14 protein-coding genes are annotated in these 19,690 nt (G+C 63.7%); 7 read left to right on the top strand and 7 right to left on the bottom strand.

All coding sequences use genetic code 11. From position 1 onward, the window contains the following. Positions 1-49 precede the first annotated feature (49 nt). Positions 50-1,189, top strand: coding sequence for a ParA family protein (locus NGB94_RS00835; protein WP_325788373.1), 1,140 nt, complete (start codon positions 50-52; stop codon positions 1,187-1,189). 101 nt (positions 1,190-1,290) lie between these two features. Beyond that, entirely contained in the window at positions 1,291-2,655 is a 1,365-nt protein-coding gene (locus tag NGB94_RS00830) for a ParB/RepB/Spo0J family partition protein (RefSeq protein ID WP_325788371.1), read from the top strand. Positions 2,656-5,827: 3,172 nt separating this feature from the next. On the opposite strand, the gene NGB94_RS00825 is transcribed toward NGB94_RS00830, so the two are convergent. The 7 genes from NGB94_RS00825 to NGB94_RS00795 all read right to left on the bottom strand — a co-directional run bounded on the left by NGB94_RS00825 (position 5,828) and on the right by NGB94_RS00795 (position 13,365). Then, positions 5,828-6,403, bottom strand: coding sequence for a dihydrofolate reductase family protein (locus NGB94_RS00825; RefSeq protein ID WP_325788370.1), 576 nt, complete (start codon positions 6,401-6,403; stop codon positions 5,828-5,830). A 245-nt stretch (positions 6,404-6,648) separates the two neighbouring features. After that, positions 6,649-7,836 (bottom strand): peptidoglycan-binding protein, encoded by a 1,188-nt coding sequence (locus tag NGB94_RS00820; RefSeq protein ID WP_325788368.1) that lies wholly within the window; start codon positions 7,834-7,836, stop codon positions 6,649-6,651. Between the two features lie 9 nt (positions 7,837-7,845). Next, positions 7,846-8,172, bottom strand: a complete 327-nt coding sequence (gene trxA / locus NGB94_RS00815) for a thioredoxin (RefSeq protein ID WP_325788367.1) — start codon at positions 8,170-8,172, stop codon at positions 7,846-7,848. 22 nt (positions 8,173-8,194) lie between these two features. Then, positions 8,195-9,229, bottom strand: coding sequence for a thioredoxin-disulfide reductase (gene trxB, locus NGB94_RS00810; protein WP_325788365.1), 1,035 nt, complete (start codon positions 9,227-9,229; stop codon positions 8,195-8,197). 196 nt (positions 9,230-9,425) lie between these two features. Further along, complete coding sequence (locus tag NGB94_RS00805) at positions 9,426-10,931, bottom strand: ABC transporter substrate-binding protein (protein ID WP_325788364.1); 1,506 nt, start codon at positions 10,929-10,931, stop codon at positions 9,426-9,428. Positions 10,932-11,099: 168 nt separating this feature from the next. Then, positions 11,100-12,767 carry a murein biosynthesis integral membrane protein MurJ gene (murJ, locus tag NGB94_RS00800; protein WP_325788363.1) on the bottom strand — a complete coding sequence of 556 codons (1,668 nt, stop codon included), beginning with the start codon at positions 12,765-12,767 and terminating at the stop codon, positions 11,100-11,102. Between the two features lie 67 nt (positions 12,768-12,834). After that, on the bottom strand, positions 12,835-13,365 hold the full coding sequence (locus NGB94_RS00795) for an NUDIX hydrolase (RefSeq protein ID WP_325788361.1): 531 nt from the start codon (positions 13,363-13,365) through the stop codon (positions 12,835-12,837). 143 nt (positions 13,366-13,508) lie between these two features. Between NGB94_RS00795 and NGB94_RS00790 the strand changes: the two genes are divergently transcribed. From NGB94_RS00790 to NGB94_RS00770, 5 genes are all read left to right on the top strand, one after another. After that, on the top strand, positions 13,509-14,951 hold the full coding sequence (locus tag NGB94_RS00790; protein ID WP_325788360.1) for a CCA tRNA nucleotidyltransferase: 1,443 nt from the start codon (positions 13,509-13,511) through the stop codon (positions 14,949-14,951). Positions 14,952-15,018: 67 nt separating this feature from the next. After that, positions 15,019-15,672, top strand: a complete 654-nt coding sequence (locus NGB94_RS00785; protein ID WP_325788358.1) for a histidine phosphatase family protein — start codon at positions 15,019-15,021, stop codon at positions 15,670-15,672. Between the two features lie 656 nt (positions 15,673-16,328). Then, the gene (locus NGB94_RS00780; protein WP_325788357.1) at positions 16,329-16,538 is read left to right on the top strand and encodes a hypothetical protein; all 210 of its coding nucleotides are present in this window, start codon (positions 16,329-16,331) and stop codon (positions 16,536-16,538) included. Between the two features lie 130 nt (positions 16,539-16,668). After that, positions 16,669-17,913, top strand: coding sequence for a D-inositol-3-phosphate glycosyltransferase (gene mshA, locus NGB94_RS00775; protein WP_325788355.1), 1,245 nt, complete (start codon positions 16,669-16,671; stop codon positions 17,911-17,913). Between the two features lie 66 nt (positions 17,914-17,979). Beyond that, positions 17,980-19,647, top strand: coding sequence for a formate--tetrahydrofolate ligase (locus NGB94_RS00770; RefSeq protein WP_325788354.1), 1,668 nt, complete (start codon positions 17,980-17,982; stop codon positions 19,645-19,647). Positions 19,648-19,690: the final 43 nt, after the last annotated feature.

The raw sequence follows: 19,690 nt of genomic DNA, 5'->3' as shown, positions 1-19,690 counted from the left end.
ATAGGCTAGTGGCAGTAATGCCTTATGTTGTGAAAGTGAGCATGTCCCGGTGAGTGTGCGCGATTCTGCCGCAAAACGAATTCCCCCCTTTGCCGCGCTCGGCTCTGCCTTCTCATCGCCTTTTTCAAGGTCACAACCGGAAGAGGTTGGGGAGTCATCCTCCCACTTGCCTGTTTCACGTGAAACAGGACATGCTGTTGCAACACAGTCTGCCGGCGCACGCGATGTGCCTGATTCCGAGACCAGCGAAGGTGGTGTAACCGGCCAGGCGGTCCTCCCGTCCGAGTCGGTAGACGTTATGGACCTGATGGACGAAAGCACACCCCTGGCCCGTGAGCTTGCCAGTGAGACCCGCCGGCGCGAGAAGCTGATGGGTCGCGTGCTGCCGCGTCCGGCCGAGACCCGGATCATGACGGTGAGCAACCAGAAGGGCGGCGTGGGCAAGACGACTACCACGGTCAACATTGCCGCCGCCCTCGCCACGGCTGGGCTGAACGTGATGGTCATAGACATCGATCCGCAGGGTAACGCCTCCACTGCTCTCGGAATCGATCACCGGGCGGATGTAGAAAGCATCTACGACGTCCTGATCGATGATCTGCCGCTCGGCAACGTGGTGGCGCAGTGCCCCGACATCAAGAACCTGATCTGCGCCCCGGCGACCATTCATCTCGCCGGAGCCGAGATTGAACTGGTTTCCCTGGTGGCGCGTGAGCAGCGCCTTCGCAGGGCCATTGACGTGTACGCCGCCGAGCGTAAGGCCGCCGGTGAGGAACGCCTGGATTACATCTTCATTGACTGCCCGCCGAGCCTCGGCCTGCTGACCGTGAACGCTTTCGTGGCCGCCCGGGAGGTCCTCATCCCCATCCAGTGCGAGTACTACGCACTGGAGGGCCTGAGCCAGCTGCTGAAGAACATCGAGATGATCCAAAAGCACCTGAACGCGGATTTGGTGGTCTCGACCATCCTGCTGACCATGTACGACGGCCGCACCAACCTGGCCGCCCAGGTAGCCGCTGAAGTTCGCGAGCACTTCCCCCAGCAGGTCCTGTCGGCCGTGGTTCCGCGCTCAGTGCGTATCTCCGAAGCCCCGAGCTACCAGCAGACAGTCATGACGTACGACCCCTCCTCGACCGGCGCGCTGTCCTATCTGGAAGCTGCCGCGGAAATCGCCCAGCGTTCGGTCTAGACACTCCCTCCGGGATACCGGGCGTTCGCGACGGTGAACCGTAGAATACTTTCACAATCAATCCATGCCGCTTGCTGTGTGCATAAGGGAAGGACTTACCCATGACCGAAAAGCGTCGTGGTTTGGGCCGTGGTCTGGGTGCGTTGATCCCCAGTACCGCAGAGCCGGTCGAAGCAACTGAAGCGGGACAGCCTGCACGCGCGGGCCGGCCCGTTGACCTGTTCTTTACGTCTGTCAGTGATGAAACCGGTCCCGGACGCAGCACCGGACCCCGACGGGGTGCAGGAATCAACAAGGAAGCTTTGCGTGCACCGGCGAAGAAGAAGCCAGCTGCCCGCACGGCGTCCTCACGGGCCGCGAAGGCACCGGACAACGCTGTTCCAGAGCCGGACGAAGCCGGTACAGAACCGTCAGTGGCGGCGAAGGCCCCCGTAGAGGCTTCGAAGACCACCGGTAGGACAAATACACGTAAGACGGCGCCGAAGGCCGCCAAAAGCGATGCCAGGACAGCAGCAGAGACTTCTGAGTCAGCTCCGTCAGCCCCGGCCCAGGAAGAGTCCGTGGTTGTGCTGGAGCCGGAGGCCGGCCCCGAAGCAGGCGCCGCCGATGACGATGTTTCACGTGAAACGTTGATGGAGGTGCCGGGTGCTCGCTTTGCCGAGCTGCCGATTGACTCCATTCATCCGAACCGGAAGCAGCCGCGAAGCGTCTTCGATGAAGATGACATGTCTGAGCTGGTGCACTCCATCCGCGAAATCGGTGTACTGCAGCCCATTGTGGTTCGCCCTTCTGCCGAAGGTGAGGCAGAACATCCGTACGAACTCGTTATGGGTGAACGGCGGTGGCGGGCCAGCCGGGAAGCCGGTCTCTCCACAGTTCCCGCCATCATCCGGTCTACGCAGGATGTAGATCTCCTGCGCGACGCGCTGCTTGAGAACCTCCACCGCAGCCAGCTGAATCCCCTGGAAGAAGCAGCGGCCTACCAGCAGCTGCTGGACGACTTTGAGTGCTCGCACGAAGAGCTCGCGGAGCGGATTGGGCGGTCGCGGCCGCAGATTTCCAACACGCTTCGTTTGATGAAGCTGCCCCCGCTCGTCCAACGACGCCTCGCTGCGGGTGTACTGTCCGCCGGCCACGCGCGCGCATTGCTTGGACTGAACGATCCGGCCGAGATGGAGAAGCTCGCCCAGAAGATCGTCGCTGAGGGCATGTCGGTGAGGGCCACGGAAGAAGTGGTGGCACTCTCGGATGGCATTCGCCGGTCCGCCAAGGAGTCGAAACCTAAGGTGGGGGCTCGGCACGAGCGTCTCGATTACCTGGCGAGTTCACTGTCGGACCGTCTCGACACGAACGTCAAGATCACTTTGGGTGCCCGTAAGGGCAAGGTAAGTATCGAGTTCGCCAGCGTAGACGACCTGAACAGAATCATGTCGGTGCTGAATCCTGTCGAAGGCCAGGCAAACTAGAAGCTCCATCAAAACTGGCCCCCGTTTCACGTGAAACGAGGGCCTGTTTTGTATCGCCATCGAGATAGGCGCGTTTTTGGTTCATCTGGCGGGTAGAAGGCTTCGCAGCACCCAAGCGGATTGTCGGAGAACCGGGTGTTAGAGCTGTTCGGTTTCACGTGAAACAGGATATTTTATCTCAAATGTGCCGACGCAAGTGCCACCACTGAAGTGCCAGGGTCCTTGCTGGAAGCAGCAATGCTACCTTGCCGATTTCCTGCCAAAGCGCGGACTTAGGTAGAGAGGCGACCAGGCCATATTGTACGGAATGCTATGCCCGGGCGGCAAGCTACTAGTTCAAGGCACTCCGCTCTACTCCTGCCCGATCCTCCGCGCTCAACTTCTGGAGGACTTCGAGGACGGAATTGTCGGCTCGGACCGCAGGAGTCTAGGCGCTGTTTCACGTGAAACGGTCGAGATGAAGGTGCTATTCCAGGTGGCTGGAATCCCTGACGTCCGAGACAGGGCGGCCCTATGTATGTAGTCTCCGCGATCATACACTGACTGCTGGGAATCATTGGCGCACACGTCGGAGCAATTCCACGGCTCTTTTTGGTTGCGTGAATGGCCTGCAGCCTTGCGTCCGTTCCGGCATCCTGGTCCGTCGACTCTTCGGATGCCAATGCTCCCATGCTCCGGGGAGATCCCGGCATCCGTTCTGGAGAACCGATCGGGTCCAACCGCACCCACACGATTGTTCTTCCGGACCGGCTAGGCCCCGAGGAGTGATCAATCGGGACCAGGGAGAGATGCGTTTCACGTGAAACACACTGTAATCCCGGCCGAGCTGTACAAGGATTCTGACAGGCGTACGCAGCGAACTAGGTATTCTCTGCTGGGCTCACAGACCCAAGCGTCCTGAGGTACTTGCGCTTCGCATCCATCCGGGCAGGGCATCAGCTGTACGGAGCACCGCTAGTACCAGGGTGAGCTGCTGGCTCATTCAGATGCGTGTAGCCGCGGGTGCCTAGGCTCGGTTTGTGCCAGCCCTGACAAGATGGCCTGGATTACCAGGGCGTCTGTACCGAAGTCGCGCCAGCAATAATTTTCATTTGTTCATCAAGACGACTACTAGCTGCAACTGCCGTATACGACGTGCGTTCCGGATTCCGAGCACGCCAATCCACTTCGCTTGAGGCCATGGGGAGTATGTTCCATTGCGTTACCTACTACTCAATACGACGTGGAGGCTGTACCAAATGCGGACTAGGTTTCACGTGAAACGGTGACGGCATATCAGAGATTGATGCCGGAACTGGTGCCCTTCGAGGCATTGATGGGCGGTAGGGCGGGGACCACTGGCTAACCGGTTCCCGGCGGGACATCGTTCATGGGCCGGTCTGTGCAATTTGTGCGGCGGGAAGGCCGGTGATTGCAGAGTGGAAGCCAAGAGGCACTGGAAGGTATCGCAAGGACAATAGGGGCCGGCACGATCATTCCCGTTTCACGTGAAACAGAGCATCACTATCGGTTCACGAGGTAAATCGGAACGATCCCCATGTGCGGCGTCAATGGAGGACCGACAAGATCGATGGGTCATCGGTATCCGTCTGCCAGGATCGGGGTTGGACTAAGCCTCAGCCCACCGATGGAAACTACTCTCAGACATGAAAGAACCGCCTGCCGATATACACATCAGATGCCATCAATGTGGGGGATCACTGGAAGAACAAGGTGTGAAGCAAGGACTGACTGGACAAGACAGACTCTCCCGGTCGTGGTACCTGTGAGCCCGAAATCTGAGTTGATCTAGAGCCGGCCTTCCGGCAGGCGGTACTGAAGGCATCACGGAAGCTTGGTGCCTCTCTGGGCACTGTGGGAGCAGGCGTTGATTACCGGAGGCAAGAAGGTACGAGCCAGCATGAGTCGCCTGCAGACCTGTCAGGCAGCGACAAACGGCGCGCCTGTTTCACGTGAAACAGGCGCAGGAACAGTGCACATCGCCCGATCGGAGGAGCGACCAGGAGTCAGCCCCGTGTGGCAGGCCTCCCTTCGAGAGTGGACACTCGGAGGGCTTCCGATCGGGCGGGGCGGAGGGGGGATACTTCAGTGGCACCGCTCGACGAGTGGGTATTCAGACGGACAGACGATGCGCCAGGCTTAACCAGGCCGCATCGGTATCCTTCGCGGGCAGGCTGAACCAGGCCGCATCGGTATCCCTGGCTCCGGACAGTGATGCACTGAGAGGTCGTCTTGTATGGCAGAAGGTCACGGCGGCGAAGCTTAGGGAGAGGATCCAGACTCTGGAGGTCCACCAGTCCTCACCCGGCGCACTAGGTGAATCGGGCTGATGCCCTATACGCCCTTATGCGTGTCTGCGTTCGACAGCATGTACTTTCGCCTGGGATCCCCCCTCCCGCTGCGCTGAGTCCGTCCTAGGAATGGGGAGCAGCCAACTAGACCGGTCGCCGTCCGCAGAACTACCTGCACCGGGTCGCACAGTGGTCACAGCTCCAGCTCGACGTGTGAGTGCTGGGTTCTTGAGGCATGGCTTTCGTTCATGCGTGGGCCAACGGCGCATGCTGTATCTACGGTTCCCACCGAGCCGCGAAGTTTCACGTGAAACAGGGAAACCCTCTCAGTGTCCTTGAGTCGATTAGGGCATGGCCGGATACACCCCCTCCCCGCGAGCCTGGCTCCGGTCCGCCCTGACCCCGGCAGTTATAGGCCCGTCGGTTCCGATGTCGCTGGCCCAAGGTCTCCGACGCTGGGCTTGCCCGCAGCAGACTTGTCAGCCGTTCACTCGTAGGCTCTGCATCGCCCCGCGCAGGACTAGTGCCACCACACCTACGCCCAGTTCCACTCGACCGATACCCACTGCCATCTCACCAACCCGGCAACAGCACCAAAAGGGACGGCCCTGGTAGGCGCCTCGAATCAACGTTCCTCCAGCTCGTCGATACGCACAGGCGAGTAGACCCCTACCAGCAGAGGATTGAACGTTCAGCGTTAAGTAGTGCACAAACATGCGCTCGATCAGCTCATCACCGAATCGCCCATCCTCACAGACACCGGTATTCCGGTGATGGACTCACACTTGAGACGCTGCGGCAGGTAATCCAAGTCCAGCACTGAGTACATCTGGGACCGCCGCCAGGTAGTGGCCGTCCGACACGCGGGTAGCGTCACATCGTCAGTGGACGGAATAGCGAAGGTGCAGAACTCGGCTGCCCACCACAACATCCGGGTCACCCAGTAAGTGCGGCGCACCGGACGAACCGAAGTAACGCTTTCCCGAGCCAAGGACCACGGGGGCGACATCCATCCGCACTTCATCCACCAGTCCGGCGGCGAACACCTGCCCTCCTACGTCACCGGCGGCGACTTCCACGATCCGGTCACCGGCAAGCTCCTGCGCCCTGGCGACGGCCGCCTCGATTCCCTCAACGAAGTGGAAGGCTCCTTCCGGACTCCAACCCTCCGGGGGAGGACGATGAGTAACGACGACCACATGGTCTACCGCGGATGGTGGAATGCCGTCCCAGCCGTCTGTCAGGTCAAAGACGTGGCGTCCGACTACAGATACGCCGATCTGGTCCCAGTAGCTGCGGGTGTACTCAAACGAAGCGCGGGAGACCTTCAGCTGTCCGCTGTCATCCAGCGGCACGTCCCCGTCGGTCAGCCAATCGAACAGCGGGCCGGGCTGGTCCTGCAGGTCAGCGATATAGCCGTCGACCGAGACGGTGCTGTACATAACCACTTTGCCCACTGGATCTCCCAACCGTATGATGGCGCCAAGATACAGGGATGGTTCCGCTGCCCGCCAGAGGACGGCATCAGCCATTGATGCCTGCCCGCGGATGACTGATGGCGGGAAGCCCAGCCGGCCAACTGCCCAGTGGGTCCGGGAAGCTGCACGGTGTCCTGCGCAGTCCTGGCAGCAAAAAACAATGCCGTGCAGACCTGCTGGGCAGGTCTGCACGGCATCACAGACACTAGAGGCCCGAAAACGTATTAGAGGCCAGAAACGCGCCGCCGGTCTTCCATGGGGTTGAACCGGCTGACGTCATCGAGGGCAAGGGTACCGGTGGGCTGGTCCTCCTCCTCCAGCAGGTACAGGCGCTGGATCGCGATGACGATGGAGTCAGCCACCGTTTGCCGGAACACTGGATCGGCTAGCCGGTGCGCGTCGTGGAAGTTGCTCAGGTACCCCAGATCGATGCCGACAGACGGGATGCCGGGGAGCTTGAGGGTGTCCCAGGTGCGGGCATGGACACCCAGGCTGGCCATGTCGGTGCGGGCTGCCAGTTCCTTGATCATGAGGATCGCGGCCCGCTGCCCAATGGGGGAGCGCGGCTCACCGGTAACGGGAAGTCCCCAATAGTAGGCGGCAATGCCCGAGGCAGCTGGCTGGTCCAGCCAGTCACAGTGGATGTTCACGTTCAGGCTCGGCGTACGGCCCGGAGCGCCCTCAGCACCGGCAGCGGCGTCGAACTCTACTACCTCGGCCCCGAACTCACGCAGGATCCGCTCTACCCGCACCCGCACGTCGCTGGCCACGAGGAGCTCGGTGAGCGGTTGGCCGGTCAGCCGTTCGGTGACATGCGCGGAGGAAGTCTGCGACCTGCCGGTATTGAGGGTGATGGTCCGTCCGCGCAGGGCTGCCGTGGAACGGTCCAGCCGCTCATAGTCGCGCAGCGCATATGCCTGGCTGGGTGAAATAGCCCGGTTCACGCGGGACATCGCGGTCATCGTGTCGCCGTCGCATACACCGGTGCCGGGAATCCCGAGATTCTCCTGCAGCTCTGCCACCGCGTAGCGGGTACGGATGCCAAACTCGCCGTCGATATGCCCGTAGTAGAAACCCAGGTGGGAGAGGTGCCGCTGAAGCTCGGCGACGTCGTCCCCGCGCACGGCTGGCTGGTCTTCCGTGAACGCCAGTACACGGTCGCCGAAACGGAACTGGGCTTCGGCCAGGGCACGCTGGGTGTCCGGTCCGGCAACGCCGTCGACAATTAGTCCGCGGCTCTGCTGGAACGCGCGCACGGCGGCGTCAACGTGGTCGTCGAAGACCGCGGGATTGTTTACCGAGTCGGGGGCGAGGTAGGACATGGAAATGCCGGCACGCAGCAGCGCTTCACGAAGCGCCACCACGCGCCGGCTGGAGTCCAGCCTCCGCAGACTCTCGTCCGTCGGATGCATAGTGGGGACCTACTTCAGGTAGGCCGCGAATTCCTGCTCAAGGACCTGCTTCGGCTTCGCGCCGATAGACGTGGCCGCAACCTCACCGCCCTTGAAGACGTAAACCGCCGGAATGGAGGTGATGCCGTACTTGGCCGCGATGGCGGGGTTATCGTCAACGTTGACCTTCACGACGTCCACCTTGTCCGAGTACTCGGAGGCGATGTCGTCGAGGATCGGAGAGAGCATGCGGCACGGGCCGCACCACTCGGCCCAGAAGTCCACGATGACCGGCTTGTCGGCAGCCAGCACGTCGGTGCTGAACGAGGAATCCGTTACATCTTTGGCATTGCTCATGGTTCTTGCTCCTTGTGGATCTCTAGACGGAAGCGTTCTCGGAAACAGTTTCCGACGCCGGGGTGGGAACGGTGGCATCGGTCGCAGCGGATGCGACGTCTGCCAGGTAGTGCTCGACGTCGAGCGCAGCTACGCAGCCGGAACCGGCGGCGGTGATGGCCTGGCGGTAGGTCGGGTCAATGACGTCACCGGCGGCGAAGACACCCGGGAGGGAGGTCTTCGAGGTGCGTCCCTGGACGGCGATGGTGCCGGCTTCGGTCAGCTCCAGCTGCTCGCGGACCAGATCCACGCGCGGGTCGTTGCCGATTGCCACGAAGATGCCGGTTACAGGCAGCTCGGACTCGGCGCCGTCGACCGTGCTGCGCAGCCGGATACCGGTGACCTTGTCTTCGCCGTGAATGCCAACAACTTCGGAATCCCAGACAAAGCGGATCTTTTCGTTGGCGAGAGCGCGGTCCTGCATGATCTTGGAGGCGCGCAGCGTGTTACGGCGGTGCACGATCGTTACGGAGGCGGCAAACTTGGTGAGGAACAGCGCCTCCTCGAGTGCGGAGTCGCCGCCGCCAATGACGGCGATGTCCTGGCCCTTGAAGAAGAAACCGTCACAGGTTGCGCACCAGCTCACGCCGCGGCCGGAGAGCCGCTTTTCATCCTCGAGGCCCAGCTCGCGGTATGCGGAACCGGTGGAGATGATGACCGAGCGGGCGAGGAAGGTTTCCCCGGTGCCGATGGTGACCTTCTTGACGTCGCCGGACAGGTCCACCGAGGTGACGTCCTCGAAGAGGATTTCGGTGCCAAAACGGTCGGCCTGCTTTTCGAGGCCTGCCATCAGGTCCGGGCCCATGATGCCTTCAGGGAACCCCGGGAAGTTTTCCACGTCAGTGGTGTTCATCAGTTCGCCGCCGGCGGTCACCGAGCTGGCGATCAGCAGCGGCTTGAGGTTCGCCCGGGCCGTGTAGATGGCTGCGGTGTAGCCGGAGGGGCCTGAGCCGACGATGATGACATCGCGGATTTCCTGGCCGGAACCTGCGGCATCGGGACGAATATCTGTGCTCACGTGCTGTGAACCTCTTTCCTGGATTTTCCTTGGATTTTCTGAAGCTTCCGGGGAGAAAGATGCTGACTAGGCCGGCGGAACACTTCGAACCGCTAACCACACCTCACAACACTGACACGGAACAGCTTATTCCGGATGGCGCCTGCGTCACATGATGGGCTGCGGGGTCGGTTCCCCGCAGCCTAAATGGACCGGGTTAGGAGACGCCGATTTCAGCGATGCGCAGTCCCCAGGGGTACTCCGCCTGCACTCCGCTCAGCCGGGGCAGCTGCGTGAAGTTGATGATCACATAGCTGGCCGACGCCGGTTCTCCGTCTGCGCCCTTGGGCACGGCGATGGAGGTAGTGGGTCCGGTGAACCCGCTCTGCGCCACGGTGGTGGCTCCCTCAAGGGAGGGGGAGTCATTGAGCATCACGGAGAAATTGCCGCCGCTGCCGTTGAGCTGGGTGATGTCCACCTTGGTGATGGCGGACTCCTCTTCCAGTTCAACGACCAGGGCGAGGCTGGGTGCCAGGCCGCCGAAGGTGTCGGAGGCGTAGACGTAGCTGGACCAGTAACTGGACTCGTTGCCGTCGATAATCTGCGGCAGCGCGGCGTCGTTCACTGAATCCAGTTCCTGGTTGCCCGGCACCAGCCGCGTAATCCCCGCAGTGACGGGGGCAGGCAGTGCCGCACCGGATTCCTGGGCGGGGGCTTCGGTTGCTGCCGGGGGCTCGGAAACGGTTGACGTGGGCTCGTCGGAGGCAAACATGTCCCCGACCCGGCCAAGGTTGGTGAAGACGAGCACCACGGCGACCACCAGGATGACGCTCAGGATCCCGCCAATCAGCAGGCGTCCGGTTTTCCGTTCGCCGTCACGGGCGGGCGTGTCCTCGTCGTCATAGCCGTCGTACGCTTCTTCGGTTTCATAGTCCGAAGCGAGGGCAGTGCGCGGGAAGTTCGAAGCCCTCCGGTCCCCGGAACCGGCGGACGCATAGCCTTCGGCCGGGAAATCGTCTTCGTCTTCCCAGCGGCTGACCTTGGGGGACTGGACGGGCGTGTCCCGGGTGGGGGCAGAGTACCCGGCCGTACGGGGACTCTGGCTGGGGGGCGGAGGTACGACGGCGGCGCCGGTCGCCGCTTCTGCGGGCGTTTCCTGCGGGCCGCCGAACTCGAGGTCCCGTTCGGCTTCGGCCGAGGCCGCACCTGCTGCAGCGGTCCCCGCCGCTCCGGCTCCGCGGCCGAACCGCGGAAGGTGGGGCTTAGGCAGGTTGGAGAGCAGCGGCTTGCGGTCCCGCGGTGCGTGCTCTTCGACGTAACGGTCTTCCTCGACCGTTTCCGGCTCATGCGACCGTGCGACACCGAAGATCTCTGAACCGAGGGTGTCCGTGAAGAACGGTTCCACGTAGGGCGCGTCGCGCTCAATAACCAGGTCAAGCAGGTCGGCTGCGTTGCCGTTGGAGGTCACCAGGTAGGTGCGTCCGTCGCTGACGCCCAGATCAAGGATCTGGACGGTGGAGTGGCGCTCACCGATGGCGATTTCGCGTGCACTGGCACTAACCTGGCTGGCATTCTGGGGTGCGGCGACGAGGATGCTTACGGCACGGTTGAGCACCTGGTCCACGCCGTCGAGGACGAGGTCATTCTCTGCTGAGGCCAGGACCTGGGCGGTGACCTTGTATCGGCCGCCCAGCACTGAACCAGCATTTACCGGCTGTGGCACGTGTTCCTCCCGTGGAAACGGCTATGACTGCAAGCTGTATGTTGCCACCGGCGCCGGTAAGGCGGCCGGTGCGGTTCAAGCACTACCTTCAGGGCTGAAACCCGCCCGGTACTGCCCACTTTGTACCCATGCTACCTGCGCACGGGTCCAAAACCTGAGTTGGTTGTCTTAGCCCCGGCGCCTGATCTTCGCCAGTGCCGGTTTCAGCAGTTCGTCCAGTTCGCGGACTTTCAGTACTCTCAGCATGCCGAGGTAGGCGGCAGCCATGAGCGCACCGCAGATAACCAGGACGATGGTGGCGCTGGCCAGGGAGCGCCAGGCGAAGCCGTCCGGACTGTAGCCGCCCAGCAGCGCCAGGGCAGCAGCGCCGACGGCCGCCGACCCGAGTGCCGCCACGGTGAGCCGTACATGCACGTCGAAAATCTGGGCAGCTCCGTAATGGCCCAGCTTCCTGTTCAGGAAGATGTGGCTGACCACGACGGCGGCAATATTGCCTATCGAGTAGGCCACCGCGAGGCCGAACACGATCTTGTCGGCAGGCAGCGCCGCGGCAGCCAATGCAAGCCCGATGCCCAGGGCCGCAAGGATGAGCTGCATGATCATGGGGGTCTTGGCGTCTTCGCTGGCGTAGAACGCCCGGTTCATCAGGAACGTGGCGCTGAGGAAGGGCGCGCTGACGGCCAGCAGGACCAGGACCTGCCCCTGGATGACGGCTGTGGCGTTGGAGCCGCCGCCGAACCACATGCCGATGGGACCGGCCAGGACAACCATGACCGCAGCGCTGAAGACGGTGGCCACGCCGATGACCCGCAGCCCCCGTGAGACGGTTTCCCGCACGCCGTCGAGGTCCTTCTCCACAAAGGCATGGGACATGCGGTTGAAGAGGACCGTAGCCAGGGAAAGCGTGATGACCGAGTGGGGAATGATGTAGAGCATCGCGCCGGTTTCAAGGTTGAACTGGCCGGCGATCAGCCTGGGCGGGTCCATGGCCAGGAAGGAATCCCTGGCCTCCGAGGCGATGGAAGCGACTTTCGTGTAGACGAGGTAGGCGCCGTTGCCCACCAGCATGGTGATGATGGTCCACTTGGCCACCCGTGCGGTTTCGCCCAGCCCGACTCCGCGGATCCCCAGGATTGGCCGCAGGCCCAGTCCCAGCTTCTTCAGCGGAACCAGCAGGACGAGGGCCTGGAGCGCGACGCCGAGGGTGGTGCTTCCGGCGAGAATCAGGGTAGCGGAGGAGGTCCAGTTCTCCGGCGTGAACTGTTCGCTGCTCTGCCGGCCAATCACGTTGATGAACACAATCAAGCCGCTGATGGCAACCACGTTGTTGACCACCGGCGCCCACATATAGGCGCCGAACCGGCCGTTGGCGTTCAGCACCTGGCCGATCACGGCATACGCACCATAGAAGAGGATCTGCGGGAACAGCCAGTACGCGAACACCGTGGCCAGCGCCAGCTGGTCGCCCGTGAGCTCCGTGGCCACCGAAAGGACCAGCGGAGCGGCGACGGTTACGACCAGGGCCACGGCGGCCAGGAACAGCAGGCTGAGCGTCATGATCCGTGAGACGTATTCCGCGCCGCGGTCCTCGCGTTTGCTCGCCTTGATGATCTGCGGAACCAGGACGGCGTTGAAGACGCCGCCGGCCACCAGGAGGTAGATGAAGTTCGGCAGGACGTTGGCGATCGAAAAGAGGTCGGTGACCCCGCCGGCCCCGCCAATCGCGACGGCAAGCAGGGAGGTACGGACCAGCCCGAGTACACGGGAGACCATGGTTCCCGCAGCCATCACGGCACTTGAGCGGGCGGTACTGGGGGCAGGATTCTGTACGGCCATTATGTCCTTATGCTCTCACCCGGATGGCACTTTTCCTGAAAACCGGGGTGCGGAGCACCGCGCGGCGTCAGCGGTATTTGGGCAGGACTTCCCGGGCCAGGTCGGCGATGCGGCGTTCGTTGGGGAAGGAGAGGCGCCTGCCCAGGACTGCCAGCGGAACCCAGGCGACGTCGACCGCTTCGTGGTCCGGGTCGTTCTCGATGGTCAGTTCCCCGCCCACGGCTTCGAGAAGGTAGTGGTGGACTGTCTTGTGCACCCGGTGGCCGCTGACAGTGAACCAGTAGTCGATGCTGCCCAGCGGGGTGAGGATCCGTCCGTCGATCCCGGTTTCTTCGGCGATCTCCCGGACGGCTGCCTGCTCATTGTCCTCGGCGTCTTCAGGGTGGCCCTTGGGCAGGCACCACTCAAGCCGGCCGCCGCGGTTCAGCCGGGCGATGATCGCTACGGGCAGTTCGGGGTCCGTGCAGTTGACCACAATTCCGCCGGCGGAGACTTCCTCCACCGTTGGCAGCGCCGCATGTGCCGGATGCGCGGCTGAGCTGCCCATTGACGCTGTCAATGGGGTCCGCTTGGGCGCACTCGGGACGGGATGGGCCATACCCCCACTGTAACTATCTTTGCCAGCTGATGATGACCGTTCACAGCTGGACCCCTTGGCGCCGCGCCAACCCCGGCGTGTCCGGGCAGCGGAGCGGACGCATTGTCCGCGGGGGCTGGTTTATCTGGCACGCTTAAAGGACTATGGCGCACCTTTCCGACAGTTCCTTTCCCATCACCGAGCTCCCCGGCGTGATCGAGCAGCTCGGGGAGCTCTTCGAGGCCGCCGGGTTTGAACTTTCCCTGGTGGGCGGTCCGGTACGTGACCTGTTCCTGGGCCGGGTCTCCCCGGACCTGGACCTCACCACCAACGCCCGTCCGGACGACATCATTGCGGTGACCCGGCGCTGGTGTGACACGTACTGGGAAATGGGACGCGAGTTCGGCACGATCGGAATGCGCAAGGACGGCTTCCAGATCGAAATCACCACGTACCGTTCCGAAGCCTACGACCCGGAGTCCCGCAAGCCGGTCGTAGTATTCGGTGAGCGCCTCGAGGACGACCTGTACCGCCGGGACTTCACCATGAATGCCATGGCACTGCGGCTGCCGCAGATGGAGCTGGTGGATCCCTACGGCGGCGTGCGGGATCTCCACGAAGGAATCGTGCGTACGCCCGGTGCGCCGTCGTCCTCTTTCTCCGATGACCCTCTGCGCATGATGCGGGCGGCCCGTTTTGCCTCCCAGCTGGGCGTCACGGTGGCACCGGAGGTTTTCGAGGCCATGAAGGACATGGCCGGACGCATTGAGATCATTTCCGCGGAGCGGGTCCGGGACGAACTGGTGAAGCTGATCAACGGCAAAACACCGGCCGACGGCGTGGACCTGCTGGTGGAGAGCGGCTTGGCGGACTATGTGCTGCCGGAGATCGCTGCCCTGCGCCTCGAAATCGATGAGCACCACCGCCACAAGGACGTCTACCAGCACTCCCTGACCGTGCTGCGGCAGGCCTGTGACCTGGAGACCGGCCCGGACGGTGCCGTGCCCGGCCCGGACTTCGTGCTCCGCTTCGCTGCGCTGATGCACGACGTCGGCAAGCCGGCTACCCGGCGCTTCGAAGGAACGGGGGCGGTCAGCTTCCTGCACCATGACGTGGTGGGTGCCAAGCTCACGGCCAAGCGCATGAAGGCCCTACGGTTCGACAACGACACCATCAAGGCCGTAGCCAGGCTCGTGGAGCTGCACATGCGGTTCTACGGCTACGGGGATGCCGGCTGGAGTGACTCTGCCGTGCGCCGCTATGTAACCGACGCCGGGCCGCTGCTGCAGCGCCTGCACCGCCTCACGCGTTCTGACGTGACCACCCGCAACCGGCGCAAGGCCGAGCGGCTCGCTTTCGCCTACGATGACCTCGAAGCACGGATCGAGAAACTGGCAGAGCAGGAAGAGCTGGCCTCCATCCGCCCCGACCTGGACGGCAGCCGGATCATGGAGCTGCTGGGCATCCGGCCCGGGCCCGTTGTGGGCCGTGCGTATCGTTTCCTGCTCGAGGAGCGCATGGAGAACGGTCCGGGCACACCGGAGGAAGCTGAAGCAAAGCTCCGGGAATGGTGGCAGCAGCAGCCCGACAGCCGGGCAACCGATTAGCACGGCGGCGCCCCCGGGCGATCCGCTGAACATCCAAAGCTTTGCAGCAGCAAACAGAAGGGGCACCATGAGCGCAGTCAACCTAGGGCCGGCAGTTCCAGACCTGACGCCGGCGGGCACCCGGCTGCCTACCCTGTGGCTGGTCCGCCACGGTGAAACCGAGTGGTCCCGGCAGGGCAACTACACCGGGCTCACTGATATTCCGCTCACTGCGGAGGGTGAAGCGCAGGCAGTGGCGGCACGGGAGAAGCTCGCCGGCTTCGAATTCGACCGCGTCTTCTCGTCCCCGCTCATCCGTGCGCTGCGCACCGCAGAGCTGCTGGGGCACCCCAGCCCCGAAGTGCTTCCGCATGCGCACGAGTGGGACTACGGAGAGAACGAGGGCCGCCGGAACACCGTAGTACGCGAGGAGAACCCGGGCTACATCATCTGGAACGACGGTGTTCCCGGCGGTGAAACCCTCAGCGAGGTCGCTGCCCGGGCTGACCGGATCATCTCCACGGTGCAGGCGGGCTGCGGCACGCCCATGGACCAGGACCCGGACCAGGCTCCCATCGAACGGGCCCTGCTGGTTGCCCATGGCCACTTCCTGCGGATACTGGCTGCCCGGTGGCTGGGACTGGCTCCCGACGCCGGACGGCACCTGGTGCTGGGAACGGCAGCAGTGTGCGTCCTGGGCTGGGATAAACACACCCCCGCCATCCTGAAATGGAATATGTAAGAACTTTTAAAAGTTTTTTTCGAAAAAGCTTGGCAAGCGCATCCGTGCCGGGTTATATTTTTTGAGCCCGCAAGAATGCGGTGCTATCAGCCCTGGAGAAATGGCCATCCCGGCCCCCGGGGAACAGTGCTACGAACAGGAGGTGGAGTGTGGTGTTGAACAACACGGATATGTTCCGGTGGACGTCGGTCCCCGCAGCCATCTCCTTTGGGCGGTTCCCGGGCGAAGCCTGCCTGCAGCCCTAGGACCTGTCCGGCGCTGCGTGGCGCCGCATGTACAGGTTCGCTGAACGGCACAGGATTAGCTCCGTGCCCCTTGGACATGGCTGCCCGGCACTGAGCAGCCCCCAACTGGACTGAGCTGCCCCAACTGAGCTGAGCTGCTGCCAAGCAGGGCCCGTGTCCTGATGGGCCGCCCCATTCACCCCTTCCCAGCACAACCGGCTATTACAGATGCCTGTCTGCGCTTTGCGCAGGCACAAATCAGCAAATGTAATCTCGCCGCATGCCGGGTTTCTTTTGATTGCCTTCTTGGCACTTTCCCTAATTCTTTATGCGCTTTTATGCGCCACCTTTCTTTGGAGATTCGTCATGCCCTTTTACAGGCTGCCCACCGCGGGCACCAAACAAGAGATCATCCCCCCGCAGGACCGGTCCGTGCCTCATCAGCCGGCTGCGGCTGCTCCGCCACCCGCCGGACAGCCCTTCCACGCGGTGTTCCCCGCAGCGGTACCCGGACTGCTTCGCCTGCTGCTGCGGGCAGTTGCCGTCCGCGCCGCGGCCAGCGGACGGCTGGTGGATGAGCAGGAAGAGCGCCAGCTTCACCTGCTCAGGATCAGCACCCCGGCGTCGGCTCCCGTGCGGTGAGAGACTGCACACCCTTCCCCGGACTGCCCCGGAATTCCGCGGCAGTCCGGGTGTAAGGAAACAAAGCGGGACCCGTTGGCGTTGTATGGTCGATAGGTAGGGAACACAGGCCAGCGACGAAGGGAGTGCTGTGCCCCAGGTCAACCGGGTGGCCATGCTCTCGCTGCATACCTCGCCGCTCGAACAGCCTGGTTCCGGCGACGCGGGCGGGATGAATGTCTACGTTCGTTCCGTTGCAGTCGAAATGGCGAAGATGGGCGTGGAAGTAGACATTTTCACGCGCGCCTGTGCACCGGACCAGCCCCATGCGGTCGAACTGGCGCCAGGGGTCACGGTGCACCATGTCACCGCAGGTCCCCGGCGCAAGGTTGCCAAGGAACTGCTCCCCAAGCTGGCCGGTGAACTGGCAGAAGGTGTTGACCGTTCCATGCTGCACGGCCCCCGCTTCGATGCCCTGCACTCCCACTACTGGGTCTCCGGCGTCGCAGGCCTGAGCCTGTCGAGGCACTGGGACGTTCCCCTGGTCCACACCATGCACACCATGGCCCGGGTGAAGAACCTCCAGCTCCAGCCCGGTGAAACCCCCGAACCGCAGGTACGCATACACGGCGAGCAGGAAATCGTGGACTCCGCTGCGCGGCTGATCGCCAACACCACCACCGAGGCCGATGAGCTCGCGGCGTGGTACGGCGCAGACCCGGAGTCGGTCGACGTCGTAGCCCCCGGAGTGGACCTTGACGTCTTTTTCCCCGCCGGACGCGTTGAAGCCCGCGCCCGGCACGGCCTTCGGCGCGGCGAGTTCCACGTGGTCTTCGCCGGCCGCATCCAGCGGATGAAGGGTCCGCAGGTCCTGGTGGAATCCGCTGCCCGGCTTCGGGCCTGCCGCCCCGATATTCCCCTGCGCGTCAGCATCCTCGGCGCTCCCAGCGGATCCGAGGTCCTCGATTTGGACGCTGCCATCCGCGCACACGGGCTGCAGGACGTCGTCCAGCTGCATCCTCCCGTGGCAGCGAAAGGGCTGGCCGGCTGGTTCCGGTCCGCCGACGTCGTCGCCGTTCCGTCCTTCAGTGAGTCCTTTGGCCTGGTTGCCCTGGAAGCCCAGGCCTGCGGCACTCCGGTTCTCGCTGCGGACGTCGGCGGGCTGCCGAAGGCCGTCAGTTCCGGCCGCACCGGTGTCCTGGTGCAGGGCCACGAACCGTCCCGGTGGGCGGCCGAACTCGAAACGCTCTATGACCACGGTGCCTGGCGCGGAGAACTGGGCCGCAGTGCTGCGGAGCACGCCCGCTCCTTTGGCTGGCGCCGGACCGCTGCGCTGACCCTGGAGTCCTACCTGCACGCAGCTGAGCAGTCTGCAGCCCACCCCGTGGGCAACTAAAACCCGCACGGGTATGTGCGCGTGTGCCGGATTGACGGGCGCCGGGGCTGGTGCAAGCGTTGAGCTATGGCCAATGACCTTGACATTTCACGGGCTGCAACGCTGCAGCCCATCACCGACATCGCCCGTTCCGCAGGCATCCCTGAGGACGCGCTGGAACTGTACGGACGCTACAAGGCGAAAGTGAATCCTGCCCTGGTGCCCAGGCGGGCCGAGCGGGGCAAAGTCGTACTTGTAACTGCCATGAGCCCGACGCCGGCGGGTGAAGGCAAATCCACGGTGACCGTGGGCCTGGGCGACGCCCTGGCGCGGGCCGGGCAGAAGACGGTGATCGCGCTCCGCGAACCGTCCCTGGGTCCGGTGCTCGGCATGAAGGGCGGCGCCACGGGCGGCGGGTACTCGCAGGTGATTCCAATGGAGGAAATCAACCTGCACTTCACCGGAGACTTCCACGCCATCACCAGTGCCAACAACGCGCTGGCCGCCCTGGTGGACAACCACATCTTCCAGGGCAACGAACTGGGGATCGACCCGCGGCGCATCACCTTCCGCCGGGTCATGGACATGAACGACCGGTCCCTGCGCCACATCGTGGTGGGGCTGGGAGGACCCGGGCAGGGAACCGTCCGGGAAGACGGGTTCGACATCACCGTCGCCTCGGAGGTCATGGCCGTCTTCTGCCTCGCAACGGACATCGAGGACCTCACCGCCCGGCTCGCCAGGATCACGGTGGGCTACACCTGGGACCGCCGCCCGGTCACAGTGGCCGACCTCAAGGTGGAGGGGGCCCTGGCGCTGCTGCTCAAGGACGCCCTGAAGCCGAACCTGGTGCAGACCATCGCGGGAACCCCGGCGCTGGTCCACGGCGGTCCCTTCGCGAACATTGCGCACGGCTGCAACTCGGTCATTGCCACGGGGCTCGGACGGGACCTTGCCGACGTCGTGGTCACCGAGGCTGGATTCGGTGCTGACCTTGGCGCTGAGAAGTACATGGACATTACCTCGCGCGTAGCGGATGTGGCACCGGACGCCGTTGTGGTGGTGGCAACCATCCGGGCGCTGAAGATGCACGGGGGCGTGCCCCGTGAGCGGCTGGACGAACCCAACCTCGCCGGACTGGAGGCGGGCACCGCGAACCTCCGGCGGCACGTGCGGAACCTGGGCAAGTTCGGATTCTCGCCGGTGGTGGCCGTCAACCGCTTCACCACCGACACCGCGGAGGAGATCGAGTGGCTCCTGCAGTGGTGCTCCCGGGAGGGAATGGATGCGGCCGTGGCGGATGTCTGGGCACAGGGCGGCGGCGGACCCGGCGGCGACGACCTGGCGGATAAAGTCCTCGCGGCCCTGAAGCGTCCCGTCGACTTCCGGCCGCTGTACCCCCTGCAGATGGGCGTCGCCGAGAAGATCCGAACGGTGGTCCGGGAGATCTACGGGGCGGACGACGTCGAGTTCTCGGTGCCGGCGCTGCGCCGGCTGGAGGAGATCGAAGCCAACGGCTGGGAAAACGTTCCCGTCTGCATGGCCAAGACCCAGTATTCATTCTCCGACGACGCCGCGAAGCTCGGAGCCCCTGCCGGGTTCACGGTGCACGTGCGTGACCTGGTGCCCAAGACCGGGGCCGGGTTCATCGTGGCCCTGACCGGAGCGGTCATGACCATGCCCGGCCTGCCCAAACAGCCCGCAGCGCTGCGCATGGGGGTGGCAGCGGACGGTACGCCGTCGGGCCTGTACTAGCGCACCTCTGGGGCGGGATAGCAGAAAGTGCACGTTCCAGCGC

It is taken from the genome of Arthrobacter koreensis, assembly GCF_035792275.1.
Classification (GTDB): domain Bacteria; phylum Actinomycetota; class Actinomycetes; order Actinomycetales; family Micrococcaceae; genus Arthrobacter_B; species Arthrobacter_B koreensis_A.
This window is presented reverse-complemented; position numbering and strand designations above follow the sequence as displayed.

Bases quoted from the DNA above. Each gene is read 5' to 3' on its own strand.
- NGB94_RS00790 (WP_325788360.1), top strand. From the start codon at position 13,509: ATGGCGCACCTTTCCGACAGTTCCTTTCCCATCACCGAGCTCCCCGGC.
- murJ (WP_325788363.1), bottom strand. From the start codon at position 12,767: ATGGCCGTACAGAATCCTGCCCCCAGTACCGCCCGCTCAAGTGCCGTG.
- trxA (WP_325788367.1), bottom strand. From the start codon at position 8,172: ATGAGCAATGCCAAAGATGTAACGGATTCCTCGTTCAGCACCGACGTG.
- NGB94_RS00770 (WP_325788354.1), top strand. From the start codon at position 17,980: ATGGCCAATGACCTTGACATTTCACGGGCTGCAACGCTGCAGCCCATC.
- NGB94_RS00820 (WP_325788368.1), bottom strand. From the start codon at position 7,836: ATGCATCCGACGGACGAGAGTCTGCGGAGGCTGGACTCCAGCCGGCGC.
- NGB94_RS00830 (WP_325788371.1), top strand. From the start codon at position 1,291: ATGACCGAAAAGCGTCGTGGTTTGGGCCGTGGTCTGGGTGCGTTGATC.
- NGB94_RS00785 (WP_325788358.1), top strand. From the start codon at position 15,019: ATGAGCGCAGTCAACCTAGGGCCGGCAGTTCCAGACCTGACGCCGGCG.
- NGB94_RS00795 (WP_325788361.1), bottom strand. From the start codon at position 13,365: ATGGCCCATCCCGTCCCGAGTGCGCCCAAGCGGACCCCATTGACAGCG.